The 15995-nt window shown below is 65.6% G+C and carries 8 protein-coding genes; 3 read left to right on the plus strand and 5 right to left on the minus strand.

Annotated features, from left to right (window positions below; genetic code table 11):
- The first annotated feature begins 87 nt into the window (after positions 1 to 87).
- A complete protein-coding gene (locus VN706_17300) occupies positions 88 to 792 on the plus strand; it encodes an energy transducer TonB (protein HXT17400.1) in 705 nt (234 codons plus the stop codon).
- 23 nt (positions 793 to 815) lie between these two features.
- Here VN706_17300 and VN706_17305 read toward each other — a convergent pair whose 3' ends face one another.
- Together VN706_17305 and VN706_17310 are read right to left on the minus strand one after the other, a co-directional pair.
- On the minus strand, positions 816 to 1619 hold the full coding sequence (locus VN706_17305) for a LytTR family DNA-binding domain-containing protein (GenBank protein ID HXT17401.1): 804 nt from the start codon (positions 1617 to 1619) through the stop codon (positions 816 to 818).
- The gene (locus tag VN706_17310; protein HXT17402.1) at positions 1619 to 3502 is read right to left on the minus strand and encodes a sensor histidine kinase; all 1884 of its coding nucleotides are present in this window, start codon (positions 3500 to 3502) and stop codon (positions 1619 to 1621) included. The genes VN706_17305 and VN706_17310 overlap by 1 nt, the downstream gene beginning before the upstream one ends.
- Before the next feature lie 101 nt (positions 3503 to 3603).
- On the opposite strand from VN706_17310, the gene VN706_17315 reads away from it, so the two are divergent.
- Together VN706_17315 and VN706_17320 are read left to right on the plus strand one after the other, a co-directional pair.
- Positions 3604 to 5220: an amidohydrolase gene (locus VN706_17315; protein HXT17403.1), complete on the plus strand. Its 1617-nt coding sequence runs from the start codon at positions 3604 to 3606 to the stop codon at positions 5218 to 5220.
- A 37-nt stretch (positions 5221 to 5257) separates the two neighbouring features.
- Positions 5258 to 6157, plus strand: coding sequence for a hypothetical protein (locus tag VN706_17320; GenBank protein ID HXT17404.1), 900 nt, complete (start codon positions 5258 to 5260; stop codon positions 6155 to 6157).
- Here VN706_17320 and VN706_17325 read toward each other — a convergent pair.
- The 3 genes from VN706_17325 to VN706_17335 all read right to left on the minus strand — a co-directional run bounded on the left by VN706_17325 (position 6154) and on the right by VN706_17335 (position 15883).
- The gene (locus VN706_17325) at positions 6154 to 11193 is read right to left on the minus strand and encodes an Ig-like domain-containing protein (GenBank protein HXT17405.1); all 5040 of its coding nucleotides are present in this window, start codon (positions 11191 to 11193) and stop codon (positions 6154 to 6156) included. The two genes, VN706_17320 and VN706_17325, sit on opposite strands and share 4 nt — an antisense overlap.
- 211 nt (positions 11194 to 11404) lie before the next feature.
- Positions 11405 to 13609 carry an Ig-like domain-containing protein gene (locus VN706_17330; GenBank protein ID HXT17406.1) on the minus strand — a complete coding sequence of 735 codons (2205 nt, stop codon included), beginning with the start codon at positions 13607 to 13609 and terminating at the stop codon, positions 11405 to 11407.
- Positions 13610 to 13774: 165 nt separating this feature from the next.
- The gene (locus VN706_17335; GenBank protein ID HXT17407.1) at positions 13775 to 15883 is read right to left on the minus strand and encodes a dehydrogenase E1 component subunit alpha/beta; all 2109 of its coding nucleotides are present in this window, start codon (positions 15881 to 15883) and stop codon (positions 13775 to 13777) included.
- Positions 15884 to 15995: the final 112 nt, after the last annotated feature.

The raw sequence follows: 15995 nt of genomic DNA on the forward strand, positions 1-15995 counted from the left end.
TTACGGGACGAAGCGTTTCGTCACGGCTGGTGAACGGCTCGTACCAGGGCTCTGGCCGGGCCCGGTGCGTTTCGCGAACATTCTTCCATGATGCACGTCTGGAAGCAGTCGTACGCTCGACGCACTCCCGTTGCGCCGGCGAGCATCGTCAGTGCCGCCGTCCACGCCCTGTTGATCGGTATGTGGATCGTCGGTACGCAGCCGGCCGCCGGACTCGACCGCGACAGTTTGGCGAATCGCATCTTCTATATTCCGCCGCCGGACCGGCCGCCGCTCGTGCGTGGATCGCGCGAAACGGTGCACTACATCACGCTCTCGCCTGGCGTCGGCGACGGACCGGGTGAAGCAAGCATCGACGCACGTCGGCCCATCACGCCGATCGAGCGGTCGCCCGAGGCAGGCACTCCCAAGCGCGACTCGGTGCCCGCGGAAACGCCCGGCAACAACGACACGAAAACGGATTCGGTGTTCACGGTGCTTCAGGTCGACACCGCCGTCGCGCGGTCGCAGAGCAGCGCGGCGCCGGCGTATCCGCTCGAGCTGCTCAGCAAGCATATCGAGGGCGCGGTGATCGCTCGCTACGTCGTCGATACCACCGGCTTCGCCGACGTCAAGTCGTTCGAGGTGATGGAAGCGTCGAATCCCGGCTTCGTCGACGCGGTGCGCGAGGCGCTGCCCTACATGCGATTCAGCCCCGCCAAGATCGGCACGCAAAAAGTTCGGCAGCTCGTGGAGCAGCGCTTCGGCTTTCGCATCGCACCATCGGTCAGCGCGTCGGTCAAGCCCGACTGACCGGCCGCGTCGACCGGGCTGGGTCAACCGGCGTCCGCGTCGCCGCGCGCGCCGAGCCGCGAGTGCAGGCGCTCGCGGTACGTGCGCGAGACGCGAATCTTCGCACCGGTCCGCAGAATCGCGATCGCGTCGCCCGCGAACCACGGCTGCACTTCGACGATTCGATCGACGTTCACGATGTACCGCCGGTGAATGCGAATGAACGCGCGCGGATCGAGCTGCGGCTCGAGGGCCGCCGCGGTCATGCGCAGCAGGTAGTTCGCGGTGCCGACGTGCAGGCGCAGATAGTTGCCCTCGGTCTCCAGCCAATCGACGTCGCTCGTGCGGATCACTTTGAGGACGCCGTCGGCGCGCACCGCGACGCGGTCGAGCGACGGACGCGCTGCCGGCTGCACGCTCGCGATATAGTCCGCCAGCAGCGCGCGCATACGCTCATCCTCGGCCGAGCCGCCGCTCTTGCTGCGCAGGGTGACGCGCTCCTTCGCGCGCTCGAACGCGTCACGGAAACGCGCCGTGTCGAACGGCTTGAGCAAATAGTCAACGGCATGCACCTCGAATGCGCGCACGGCGTACTGATCGAACGCCGTGACAAAGACTGTCGCGGGCGAGGCTTTTCCGGCGAGCTCGCGCAAGACGCCGAATCCGTCGAGGTCGGGCATCTGCACGTCGAGAAACAAGAGCGACGGTTGAAGCGTCACGACCTGTTCGACGGCCTCGCGGCCACCGGCGCATGCCGCGACCACCTCGGCATCGCCCGTCTCCTCGATCAAGCGCACCAGGCGGCGGCGGGCGAGCTTCTCGTCGTCGGCAACGATGGCGGTCAGCATCAGGCGGTCACCGCGAGTTGAATCGTCATCAGCCGCCGCAGCTCGGTGACGGAGGCGTCGAGCGCGCGCTGTCGCTCTGGGGTAATGCCGAGCGCATCGGTGCACTCGAGCGCGAGGCGGAGGTAGTCGCCAAGACGAGTGAGCTGGCGCTCGGTGAGCCCCGGATCGCGCTGTGCGGTGTGCGAAATCGCTTCGAGCGATGCCAGGAGGACGGGTGGAATGGACTGCAGTTTCATCGCGCGCTCCTGCGCTTCGTCGAGCTCCGTGCGGAGTGCCGCCGCGCTTTCGTCGCGCGCGCGCATCCACTCGAGCAAGAGGCCGCGATGCGCCAGCGCCACGAGCGCGACGTAGATGAGCATTCCCACGATCAATGGCATCTCGTTGTCGTTGGAGAGAAGCGGTGTATGCGACCGGACGACGAACTGCCATAGCCGCAGTTGTGCGATGTCCACGACGAGCGCCGCGATCGCATAGACGCCAACGCGCCACGCAAAGCCGTTGCGTCGAATCGGAAAGCGGCGCGCGACGAAGAGAATGGCCGGCGCGAGCAGCGCCCAGATCACGGCCATCGGCATGTCATTCTTCGCGACGGCAAGCCACGTGAGGTTCCCGAGTCGTCCGCGAAGCTGGAAATACGTGAAGCTCTGTTGGGTCCAGAGCAGCCCGCCGATGGTCCAGACGACGATCTGCGAGATCACGGGGTTTCTGAGCACGGCCGGCACGCGGACGCTCGGTACCTCGTCCCCGACGTCGTCGAGCGCACGGCGAGCAGTTCTCTCGTCTCGTGAATGGGAGCGCCGCCGCGCTGGAATTCGCAATTCAGCGATCGCTCCGCCGTTCGCCGCGGAGGCGAGCCGCAGGTCGTGCGCGCCGCCGTAGAGAATCGCCAGGCGGTCGCGCACATTCGCGAGGCCAATGCCGCGGCCCGCGTTCGCCGATGACGCCTCGAGGCCGACGCCGTCGTCAGCGACGCAAACGACCAGCTCGCGGTCCTGCACGGCTGCCGAAATCTCGATCGTGCCCGCGGCGTGCCGGCCACTCAATCCATGACGAATGGCGTTTTCGACGAGCGGCTGCAACACGAAGCGCGGAACGAGGCAGTCGACCGCGGCATCGTCGACGCGATATTCGATGCGCAGCCAATCCGCGAAGCGAATGCGTTGAATGTCGAGATACGGCTCGATCCCCACGATCTCTTCGCCGAGTGTGATCTCGTCGTCTCGCGTGGCGAGCGCGCTGCGAAAGATCGACGCGAGCTGCCGCAACACACGCGCGGCCGCGGCCGGCGTTTGATACGCGAGCTCGGACACGGCGCCGAGCGAATTGAAGAGGAAATGTGGTTGCAGCTGTGCCGCGAGATAATCCAGCCGCGCACGCGCCAGCGAACGCTCGAGCTGTTCGGCCTGACGCTGACGTGCATTCAACGCACGCCGGGCGTGCGCGACTTCGCTCACGGCGATCACGACGATGTACGCGATGACGTCGAAGTCGAGATACAGCACCACGAGCGTCACCATCGAAACGCCGACCGCGTTCGGATTGAAGAAGCGCGAGATCGCGCGCGATCCGGCTGAATCGATCAGCGCGGCGATGAGCAGTCCGGGCACGTGCGCCGCGACGATCGCGAAGACATTCGTCGTCGCGCGCCGCAGCCGGTTGTGGTACGCGCCAATGACCACGCTCAACACCGCCCACATCGCAGCCGCACCGAGCTCGTTGCCGATTATGGCGAGCGGTCGCTGGCGCTGGGCGGCGGGCATGAACATCGACATCACGCCGAGGGAGCCAAACAACAGGCACCACGCGGCAAACCACGCGAGCGCGGTCTTCGCCGTGCCTTTCGTGAATGGACGATTGTCAGCCGAGCCGTTGAATGAGCTCATCGAAGGAAAGGTCGCGCCGGGTTGGCCGGCGGACCGACCGCGGCGGGACCAGGCGTCTCTGGATGGGGTGGGGCGTTCCCGGATAAGCTACTATTCGCGCCATGAATCGCCCACGCGAATCGGCCGCCGGGACGCCGACGCTCGCCGTCGTGAACGCTCGCGTGTGGACGGGCGATCGCCGGCGTCCGTGGGCCGACGCCGTCGTGGTATCGGGCGAGCGCATCGCCTTCGTCGGGTCGAGTGCCGAAGCGCGCAAGATGCTGCGTCCTGCGGCGGAGGTTGTCGATGCGCGCGCGATGATGCTCGTTCCCGGATTCATCGACGCGCACATTCATTTTCTCGAGGGCGGTGTCGGCCTCGCGTCGGTGCAGCTGCGCGACGCAAGGACGCGCGAGGAATTCGTTCGGCGCGTCGCGGAATTTGCGCGAACGATTCCCGCTGGGGCGTGGATCACGAACGGCGACTGGGATCACGAATGGTGGGGCGGTGAGCTGCCGACGCGCGAGTGGATCGATGCGGTGACACCAAACAATCCCGTGTGGCTCAGCCGCCTCGACCATCACATGTCGCTCGCGAACAGTGTGACGCTACGTCTGGCAGGCGTATCGCGCGACACGGCGGACGTAGAGGGCGGCGCCATCGTGCGCGATGCGGCGGGCGACGCGACGGGCATTCTGAAGGACAACGCCGAGGGGATCATCGATCGCATCATCCCGCCGCGGACGGCAGAGGAGGCACAACGCGCGCTCGATGCCGCGATGCGCTACGTCGCGACGAACGGCGTGACGTCGGTGCATCACATGGGCACGTGGGACGATCTGGCCGTCTTCGAGCGCGCGCACGAACGCGGCGTGCTGCGAACGCGCATTTATGCCGCGGTGCCGCTGTCGACGTGGGAACGATTGCGCGACGTCGTCGCGCAGCGTGGACGTGGCGACGAATGGCTCCGCATCGGGGCGCTCAAGGGCTTTGTCGACGGATCGCTCGGCTCACATACCGCGGCAATGCTCGATCCGTACGACGACGCTCCGGGCGACGTCGGGCTTCTCGTGAACACGATCGATGATTTGTATCACTGGACGTCGAGCGCCGATCGCGCCGAGCTGCATCCCATCATTCATGCGATCGGCGACCGTGCGGTGCGGACGCTGCTCGACATCTACGAGCGCGTTTCGCGCGAGAATGGCGCGCGCGACCGGCGGCTGCGAATGGAGCATGCCCAGCACGTCGCGCCGTCTGATTTCGCGCGCTTTGGCGGGATCGGCGTCATCGCGAGCGTGCAGCCGTATCATGCGATCGACGATGGGCGTTGGGCCGAACGGGTGATTGGCGCGACGCGTGCGCGGACGACGTATGCGTTCCGGTCGCTGATCGATGCCGGTGCGCGCCTCGCGTGCGGCAGCGATTGGCCCGTCGCGCCGGCGACGCCGCTCGAAGGGATTTACGCCGCCGCCACGCGGCGTACACTCGACGGGGCGAATCCGGGCGGGTGGTATCCGGAGCAGCGCATCACGGTGGAGGAGGCGCTGCGCGGGTACACCGTGGACGCCGCGTATGCATCGTACGATGAGGGGAACAAGGGAGCTCTCGCGCGCGGCATGCTCGCGGATTTCGCGCTCATCGACCGGGATTTGACGCGAACGGCGCCCGAAGAGATCGCCGAGGCACGCATCGTGATGACGGTGGTGGGCGGCCGTGTCGTGTACGACGCGCGCTGATGTCTTGATGTCGGTGCATTTCCGGACTGTCGAACTCATGATGCGTTTTCACGTTGCGATCGCTGCGATGGCTGCCGCCGCCGCGCTTCTGCCCGCGGTGGTGTTCTCGCAGGCATCGCCAGTGCGCCCGCGAACGCTGCCGGGCTTCACGTATACGGTCCACATCTCGAGCACGCCGACGACGCACGGTTCGGCAACGATGCCTTCGTCCGTTGCCGCGGTGGACTTCACGGGCAGCGCGGTCGTGGCTGGTGGGCGAGGTCGGTTGGACATCGTGGCCGGCGGCGCGGAGGGCATGTTCGAGAAAGGTGATTATCTGCTGTTCGATTCGTTGGACGTCGTGATCGTGCATCCCGCGACGCGCGAGTTCGTGCCGGTGCCGCGCAATTTCTCGTCGGGGTCGATGGATCAAATGCAGGCGATGGGCGTCAAGGCGACGGTGTCCGATGAGAAAGTGGTGCTCGACAGTTTGGGTGCGGCGGATACGATCGCGGGTGTGCCGACGCGGCGATATCGAATGACGGTGGCGTTCAACATGGCGATGGACGGCGGGTTGGTGCAGCAACGCATCGGCACCGAGAGCGTGACGGACTACTGGGTCGCGGTCATTCCGGGTATGCCGTCGAACCCGTTGTTGCGCGTGAATGGATTGGCGGGCGGGGGCGTCGCGGGAATGTTTCGCGTGCTCACGGCGCGCGTGGACAGCGCGGCGGCGCGGATGGGTCAGGCGATCGCGCTCAAGACGCGCGCGACGACGCACATGCTGTTGGGGCCCGGCGCGACGATGGAGACGCAGCAGGCGTCAGACGTGTCGGCGCTCAAGCGTGGGCCGGTCGATGAGAGTTTACTCATGTTGCCGGCGGGGTATAAAATCAGCGCGGCGTCCGAGATGACGTCGGACGCCGCGGAGAAGTGGAGAAGGCCGCCGACCGATTAGGGTAAGTTGGTGTCCACGCAGACGCCGCTCGCGATAGTGAGCGCGAGCAGCGCGGTTCCGTTGAGTAGGCTCGTGTTCGTCCCGGTCACGGACGCAGGATGTAATCCGGCTTGGTCATGGCGCTGGCACGACAGCGAGCTGGGACCGATGTTGCCGTTGACGACCAGCTTCGAATCCTTGTGCAGCCGCATCGATCCGCTGTTGCCGATGGTCAAGGTTCTCGACGTCCCGATCGTCAGCATGCCGCTCGCGTCGAGATCGAGCGCGCCGTTCACCTGAACGTCCGAGTCGAACGTGACGCCGTTCGCCGACGTGTTAGTGATCTCGAGCTTGTCGAAGTGTGAATCGGCTGACCCCGGGTGGTTGAACATCACGGACTGCGCGCCGGTGCCGTTCAGCTTCACGAGGAATCCGCTGGATGGATCGAACGATGTCGGAGACGTGCTCGATTGCGTGAAGTTTCCGCCAACGTCGAGCTCTCCGGCACTAATGTGAGCTGTTGACGAGCTGCCCTCGAACATCGCGTTGCCGCCGACGACGACGACGTTCTTCGGTCCACTGATCGACGTGCTAGGCATGTCGAGCAACCCGGCGACGTCCAGGCTGTCGAGAACCGTCAACGTGAACCCGTTGATGTCCAGCGTTGTGCCGATGCGCAAACCGCCCGCGACAGTGCGATTCGCGGTCAACGTCGGCGAACCTGTCAGCTCCGTCAGTCTCGGGCCCGTCTGCGCCGACGTGTTGTTGTAGATCGGAAAGGTCGCGCCAGTGACGCGCAGACTGTCTACGCCAGAAAGATTCGCGGTTGCATTGGCCGTGACTGCGCCGCCGACGATCAGGCGATTCGCGCCGGTTGCGGTGACAGTGGATCCGGTGATCGTGAGGTTGCGGTAGATCTCAGTTTGGTGCGCGAAGGAGACGCCGCCGTTGGTGTTTGCTACTTCGACGTCGTTGAATTGTGCTTGTCCGAATCCGAGCGTCACTGTCTGTGCGGTGCTGCCTGTGAATTTCACCTTGTGGCTGCCCGAGGCGACGAAGGTACACGTGCAGTCGTTCGCGGTCTGCGATGTAAAGTCACCGGTCACGTTGATCGTGCCGAAGGTCAACAAATTGGTCTCGTCGTAGCCGGCGAACGTGATCGAGGCCCGGTGCGTCGCGTTGCCGACGTTCAGCACTCCGCGCGAGTCGGTCATGTCAAGCACGCCGGGCGTCGTCGAAATGCCGACCGTCGCCGTGCCGACGTGGACGTCGCCGGTCGTACTCACCGTGTACTGGCCGATGACGAGCGTGCAGTTCACGGTCAACTGGCCGCTGCTCGTGGTGCCGCTGACCGAGTAATTGGCGTCGCCGCAGTTGCCATCCGAGTTACCCACGAATGTCGTGGGCAGCGTGCCCTTGATCGCTGTGGCGTGGTTCGCCAGAAGTTGCAGCGTTCCGTTGGTGATACCCGAGCCACCAGCGTCCACAGAGTCGTAGATGGCCAGAATATGGCCGTTCAGCTGGACTTGGTTGCTATTTCCGTCCTCGAGCTTGATAGAATTTGCCACACCGCCGGCTGCGCCGATTGACGGCGATTGCACAGCGGCGGGAATGAAGACGTTCGTCGATGTCGTCGGGATAGATCCGCTATTCCAATTCAGCGCACTGTTGTAGTCGTCCGAATGCTGACCCAACCACACATTCGATCCACTTGGCGCGATGATGGCAAAGGCTTCGACCTCCGTCACCGGGTTCATCATCATGGACGCACGGCCGGGGACTGTGATGTTGCGGCTCGCCGTGCTGGTGTTCGGACGGCGCGGTGCGCCGTTGTTCGCGGGCCTCGCGCGATTCGTCAGCGGACGCTGGCGAACACCATTGCCGATGAAGCCCGCAGTGAGCCCAGCTTCAATCTGGCACGATCCGGTTGTACTCGGCGTCACGTCGATCGTCGGCGAAATTGCCACACCGTGCGTCGTCGTCGTCGTCGTCGCGTTCAGGCTGATGCCCGTGGCGCAGTAGCCGATATTCCAAAACACCGACGTCCCGTCGGCGACCAAATTGTTGAACGCGTCCTGCACCGTCACGCTGAAGTTCGTCGCAGGACTCTGGCCCGTCGCGGACTGGGTTCCGACGAACGTCGATGACGATCCACTCGTGAATGCGAGGTGATCGGCCACGCCGGGTGTGACTGTCACGCTGACGACCTTTGTTACCGTTGGCGCGGACACCAACGAGGCGGTAACCACGTAGGTAGTAGCGGAATCCGGTATGGTCACGCTGCTGCCGTTGATCACACCGGACGCATTGCTCGTCAGCGTGACGTCGGCGCTGAACACCGTCGGTGTCGACTGGAACGCCACGGTGAAACGAACCGGCGTGTTCCCGACCGGATTGCCGCCGGCGTCAACCGTCGTGATCGTCGGCGGATTTGAAACCGAAGTGCCCGCAACTTTCGTGAAGCTCGTTTGCGTCGTGCTCAGAACGAGCTGCGACGCCACACCCGCGCTGAGCGCGATGGCGGTCGAGGTCACGGACTGAATCGTACTCGACCCCTGCACCGAGAACGTCAACGTCACGTTCGGCGCGGACGTCGCGATTGACAGATTACTAAACGTTGCCGCACCCGACGTCGCGTTCGCTGTCGCAGTGCCATTCGAGACGGTGCCCGCGCTCGACGTCGCGACGATCGTCATCGCGCTGCCGGCCGGCACAGGATTGCCGAACTGATCGGCGAGCTGCACCACGGGCTGCGGCAACAGCGCGACACCATTCGTCGCATTCACGGGAGGCTGCACCGAGATCGTCAGCTTCGCCGCCGCCCCAGCAGTCACGACGACCGTGAGATCGACGGCGGCCCCCGGAATCGCGCTGCTGGTGACGTGCACCGAATACGTCGCCGCCTTATTCGGCAGCACGCTGGCCGGCGGGCTGATCGTGCCGTCCGTGCCCGTGGTCGCGTCGACGGCCGTGATCACGGTCCCGTTGACCGATGAGACGATGTGAATCGGAACGTTCCCAACCCCGTTGCCGAGCGAGTCGGCCGTCTTGATCGACGGCAGCGTCGTCGGCGGAGAACCCGCGACGTAGGTGATCGTCGGCGATCCGACGATCAGCAGCTGCGCCGCCGGCGACTGAGCGACATTGAACGCCGTGCTCGTGGACGTTGACGTGAACAACGGCGTACTCGCGACGAGCGTGTAGCCGGTCCCCGTGCGATCGATTGACAAATTGCTAAACGTCGCCACGCCGCCTGACGCGGTCGCGCCCCCTCCACTCAGCACCGCGCCGCTCGTGCCACCCGCCAGCGTGAGCTGTACCGCCGCGGCCGACGCCGTGAGATTTCCGAACGCGTCGGTGATCGCGATCTGCGGCGCCGGAGTCAGCGCGACGTGCGTGGCGCCATTCGCGGGTTGCGTGCGCCACACGAGCGCCGCCGGGACTCCAGGGCTCACCGTTGCGGTGAACGATGCAGTCTTTCCACCTGCGGTCGCCGATGCCGACGCGGCACCCGTCTTCGTGCCGAGCGTGAGCGTCGCTGAAGTCTGCCCGGTGGCGTCCGTCGTCGTGCTCGTCGCGATCGTGCCATTCACCGCGGTCCACGCCACCGCCGTGCCCGCGACGGGATTCCCGCTCGCGTCGGTGACGCGCACGATAAACGGCGACGCCAACGCCTCACCGGCGCGGCCTGACTGCCCGCTGCCGGAGAGCGCCGCGACGTTCGCGGGGCCACCCGATACCGCCGTTGCCGTGAACGACACCGGCGAGCTCACGCCCGATACCGACGCGGAAATCGTCTCGCTGCCGGGCGTGCCGCCCAGCGTGTACCTGATGCTCGCCGTGCCGTCCGACCCCGTCGTCGACGTCGCCGCGCTCAGGGCGCCCGCGCCCGTGCGCGACCAGCTCACCGTGGTACCCGACACCGGATTGTTGAACTGATCGCTCACTTTCACGACGAACGCGCTCTTGAGCGCGTGGCCCACAGTGTCGGTCTGCCCACCGCCCGAGACCGCGGCGATCGCCGCGGCCGCGCCCGCGGTCGCCGTCTCCGAAATACCAATGCTGAACGCGCCGGCCGTCGCCGCGAAGGCTTGCGGTCCGGCCGCGTTGCCAAGGTGCAGCGTCGTCGAGGCGCGACCGCTCGCATCCGTGACTGCGCTCGTCGTTCCAACGCTTCCACCCGCGGGCGCCGAGAAGATCACGCTGACGCCGGCTACGCCGACGCCGTCGCTCGCGTTCACCTGAACGGTAGCCGCCGTCGGCAATGCGCTGCCGACGACGCCCGTCTGGCCGCCGCCGCTCACGAGGGAAATCGATGCGGCGGGCAGCGTGATCGTCGCCGCGGCGTTGTCACTGATGCCCGTCGGAGTAGACGCGGTGATCGTGACCGTGCCGCGCCGTCCCGCGGGCGTGAGACCGCCCGTCGATGAAATGCTCGCGAGACCGGCGTCCGACGTCGTCCATGAAATGAACGGCACCGTGATCGCCGCGTTATTCGAGTCGACCGCGGTCACGCTGAACGACGTGGTCTGCGACGACAGCAGCGTCACCGTCTTGGGCGACACCGAGATGTGCGCCACCCGCGCGCCTGGGCCGACGTAGCTGATGGTGATCTGCTGCCCACCCGCGGGCGGCGTTCCTCCCGGCGGATACGACTGCACCTCAGCATGGCCGCTATAGACGATGCCCGAAGGTCCGCGATACTGAAGCGCAGCGTCGAACCGCTGGCCGTCCGTCTGCACCGGCACCAGCAAGTCGATCGAGGTGTCCGCCGACGCCTGCGTGAAATGGATGACCGTGTCCTTCACGATCACCGTGGTATCCGGGAAGCCGCGCAGCACCAGCCGCAGCGAGTCGTACGTGATCCCGAAGTCCGCCGCATGCTCGGCCACATAGGTCGCCGTCTTATTGAAGACCGGCGCGAATCCGATCCGGCCGAAGGTCGCGCTCGTGTTCGGACCAAGTCCCTGTTTCACGCCCGCGATCGGCGTGTCCGAGCACGTGGCGAGTCCAATCGCCAGAAACAGAGCCGTCAGGGAGCGAGCAGGAATGCGCATCGGGGGAGTTGAGGGCGGACAAAAAACGACGGCGCGTTCCACCACCGTGGTGAAACGCTCCAATGTCGGCGCTAGCGAGCGTCTATTGTGTGCCTTGGGTCGCCGAAACGTCAACTATAGATGTCACAGTCGGCATGCGACCTACGTCACAACGTTGGGAGTCAAAGTTCTAAACACCAGATAATCATACACTTACAGCCGAGGAGCGAGCTCATGGCGTGACCGTTACAGTCACGCCAATCAGCGCCCCGGGAACCGCACTGCTGGTTGCGCTCACATCGAACACGCCGGGCACGTTCGGCATCCGCGCGCTGAGCGTCACGAAACCGCTCGCGTCGGTGGCGATATCCGTCGTCAGGAGCACCGTGGACGTTCCATCGAGCGTCACCACGAAGTGCACCGGAATTCCGGCCACACCATTGCCGAACGCATCGGCCACCTCGAGCTGCGGCGACGTCACCACGCTGCCCGCCGCGACGGTAACCGACGTCGCCGTCGGAGGAATCAACAGAAGTTGAGTCGGGCTTCCGGCCGTGACCCCGAACTGCGCGCTTTCAACGCTCGCACCGAACAGCGACGTGCTGGCGCGCAGCGAATAGCCGGTCCCAACGCGATTGATCGTCAGTCCGTCGAACGTCGCTATGCCGCCGCTCGCACTTTGACTCGCGCCGCCGCTCAGCACTGCCCCCGAAACTCCGCCGGCGAGCGACACCGAGACCGTCGCATTCGAACCGGCGAGATTTCCGAACTCGTCGACGATCGCCACCTGAGGCGCCGGAGAAAGTGCGATACCCGCACGACCCGAGCTCGGTTGGGTGAGCCACTCGATCGCGACACCAGGCCCCGGATTGGCCGCCGCGACGAACGTTACTGCGCGGCCGTTCGGAAGACTCGCCGTTGCCGTCACGTCGCCCGACGTCGTACCCAACATCAACCGCGCCGAGGTTTGACCGTGCGCGTCGGTCGTCGTTGTCGGCTCGATGGAACCGCCGGTGGAAGACCAGCGAATGGTCGCGCCGCCGACGAGGTTGCCGGCGTCGTCGGTCACGCGAACGACGAGCGGTTGCGCAAGCATGGAGTTCACGACACCAATCTGTGCGTTGCCCGAGACAGCGACGATGCGCGTTGGCGGCGTCGTGGCCGACACTATGAACGAGGCACTGCCGCTTACGCCGGCGACCGATGCGCTGACCGTGTCACTGCCGGCGATGCTGCCAAGCGTGTACGACACACTCGCCGCGCCGTCGGTGTTCGTGACCGAAGACGGTACGCCGAGCGCGCCCGATCCAGCTCGAGACCAATTGACGGTGACGCTGCCAACGCCGTTGCCGAACCGATCCGTGACTCGCGCGACAAGCGGATTGGCCAGCGTGTGGCGGACCGTGTCACTCTGGCCGCCGCCCGCCGCCGCCACGATCGCCGCCGCATCACCGGCAAGCGCATTCTCGGCGAACGATGCGGTGAGCGCGCCGGCCGATGCCGCGAATGATTGCGGGCCGGAGGTTGAGCCGAGTTGAAGCGTCGTCGACGCGCGACCCGAAGCGTCGGTGACGACGGTGATGGCGCTGCTCGCACCGACCGCTCCGCCCGCGCCCGCCGTGAGCGTCACGGCGACGCCCGGAACGCCAAGCCCGTCGGCCGCGTTCACCTGCACGATGACGGGATTCGCGAGCGTGGAGCCTACCTTGCCGGATTGGCCCCCGCCGCTGACGATAGTAAGGCTCGCCGGAGGCGGCGTGACGGCGAGCGGCACGCTCACGCTCGCACCCGACGCCGCCGTCGCCGTGATCGTCACGGCACCTCGGCGCGCACCGGCGGTCACGACGCCGGCGTTCGACACCGTGGCGATCGTGTTGTCGGACGACGTCCAGGCGAGCCGCGGCAGATCGACCGCGCTATTAGAGGAATCAAATGCCGAAACGCTCAATGCGAGCGTCTGCGAGGCCAGGACTCCTGCCGGCGTGCCGCTACTCGCGAGCCGGGCGACGTTGGCTCCGGGGCCGGCGTACGTCGTTTCGATGCGCTGGGGCGATGGGGTCTGGCCGCGTGTGTAGGACTGCAGCACGCCGTGTCCGCGGAAGTACGCGGTGATTCCAGCGCGATACTCCACGCGAACGTCGAAGCGTTCGCCGTTGGACTGCACCGGGACCGTGAGCCCGTCCATGACGTCGGCGGTGGGTACGGCGAGGGAATACGTCGTGTCGACGATGACGGCCGTCGAATCGGACAGCCGGCGAACCGTCAAATGGAACGAATCGACCGCGATGCCGAGCTCGGTGGCGTGGGTCAGCGCGAAGTTGGCGCTCGGGGCGAACCCGGCGTCGACCAGCAGGCTCGCCGGCTGTGGGTGACTCGCGGTGGGAGCGTCTCCGCTGCACGCGACGGCCAGGCCCAACGCGGCCAGGCACAGGCGCATGAGGGGTGTAACTCTATTCAACATTACTTCGATGGGTGTGCGGCGTCTCGAGCGCGGCCAGACACGCGGCGCGCGGTAAACGTTTGACGACTCATCGCTGCATAAGATACGAAAAGACCGGCACTTAGCCGGTCTATTCGGAATCACAAATATGCGTGAATTAGTCTAGAAACGGACTATTTCCTGACAAGCTCGCTTGACGTCGTCGATTTGCGGAAGGATCGCGTCCTCGAGCTGGGGCGCATATCCCACCCACGTGTCGGCGGACGCGATCCGCTTCACCGGCGCATCCAGCCACGCGAAACAGTCGTCCGCGATGCGCGCCGCGATTTCGGCGCCATAGCCCCACGAGATCGAATCTTCGTACAGCACGATCGCGCGGCTGGTCTTCTTCACCGACTCATACACCGCGTCCTGATCCCACGGCGACAGCGAGCGCAGGTCGATCACTTCGGCGGAAATTCCCTCGTCCGCCAGCTGATTCGCCGCGGCAAACGCGCGCTGCACCGTGGCGCCGTACGTCACGATCGTCACGTCCGTGCCTTCGCGAACGATCTTCGCCTTGCCGAACGGAATCATGAAGTTCGGACCCGGATACGCCGCCTTGTTGTAGGTCTGGCGATACAGGTGCTTGTGCTCGAGGAAGATCACGGGATCCTCGCAGCGAATGGCCGTGCGCAGCAGGCCGTTCGCGTCGAGCGCCGTCGCGGGACAGATCACGCGCAGGCCGGGGCAATGAGTAAACAGTGAAGCGCCCGTCTGCGAGTGGTAGATCGCGCCGCGGATGTAGCCGCCGTAGGTGACGCGAATGACCACGGGAGAGGCGTAGTCGCCGTTGGATCGCCAGCGCATGGTCGCGAGCTCGTCGCGGATCTGCATGTACGCCGGCCAGATGTAGTCGAAGAACTGGACTTCGACGACGGGCTTGAATCCGCGCACGGCCAGGCCGATCGCGCGCCCGACGATCGTCGCTTCGGCCAGCGGCGAGTTGAACACGCGCGTGCTGCCGAATTCCTTCTGCAGCCCCCACGTCACCTTGAACACGCCGCCTTTGCCCTTGACCTTGCCCAGGTGCTGCTCGCGCGAGACGTCGGCGACGTCCTCGCCGAACATGAGTATTTTCTCATTGCGCCGCAGCTCGTCCTTCATGCAGGCGTTGAGCAGATCCACCATCGTCGTCTCGTTGCCCGAGAACTGGGGATCGTCCTCGGTGTCGAACTGCTCGCTCGTCGGATCGACGTCGGGCGAGTAGAGATCCGTGAGGATCGTGTCCGCCCCAGGCTGTTGGGCGGCAAGCGCGGCGTCGGTCGCGGCGAGCACTTCGGCCTCGACTTCTTCCTGAATGCGCGCGATGTCCGCATCGGTCGCGTGCCCCTCGGCGACGAGCCACTTGGGGAACTGCGTCACCGGATCGCGGCCCGCTTCGGCCTCGCGCTCCTCGGCCGGCTTGTACATCACTTCGTCGTCGGACAGCGAGTGCGAGTACGGGCGAATGACGTGCGCGTGCACCAGCGCCGGGCCCTTCCGCTTGCGCGCGTAGTCGACGGCGCGCTGCATGGCCTCGTAGCTCGCGATGAGATCGCAGCCGTCGACTTCTTCCACGTACAGCCCGGGGAACGACTTCACGAGCTTGGAGATGCTGCCGCCCGCCGTGTTCACCTCGACCGGCACCGAGATGGCGTAGCCGTTGTCCTCGACGATGTAGACGATCGGCACTTTCAGGTTGCACGCGTTGTTCAGCGACTCCCAGAACTCACCCTCGCTCGTCGTGCCGTCGCCGGTGGTGCAGAGCACGACTTCGTCTTTCTCGAAGCCTTCGGTGATGCCGAGCTGCTTGGCGCGCACGATCGCTTCGGCGCTGCCGACCGCCTGCAGGAACTGCGTTCCCGTCGGCGACGACGTCGAGACGATGTTGAGTTTTTTGTGGCCCCAGTGGCTCGGCATCTGGCGGCCGCCGGAGTTGGGATCGTTCACCGCGCCAACGGCCGAGAGCAGCATCTCCTCGCCGGTCATGCCGAGCTGCAGGCAGAGCGCGCGGTCGCGGTAGTAGAGGTAGTACCAGTCGTACGACGGCCGCAGCACGAACCCCGCGGCCGTCATGATCGCTTCATGCCCCGCGCTCGAGATCTGGAAGAAGATCTTGTTCTGGCGCTTGAGCTGGATCTCCTTGTCGTCCAAGCGGCGCGACAGGAGCATGGTCTTGTACGCGCCCACGAGCTGGTCGCGGGTCAGGCCGGCGGTCGTCTTCCGCTCGGCGCGGGTCGAGGTAGCCATGCCTTGGAAAATAGGGGAGCGCTGGGCGATGGGCGATGGGCGCTGGGCGATGGGCGGAACCGCAAAGGGCGACGGAGAAGATTCCGTCGCCCTTGGGTTTTGACGCCCAACG

This window comes from Gemmatimonadaceae bacterium (assembly GCA_035606695.1).
Classification (GTDB): domain Bacteria; phylum Gemmatimonadota; class Gemmatimonadetes; order Gemmatimonadales; family Gemmatimonadaceae; genus JAQBQB01.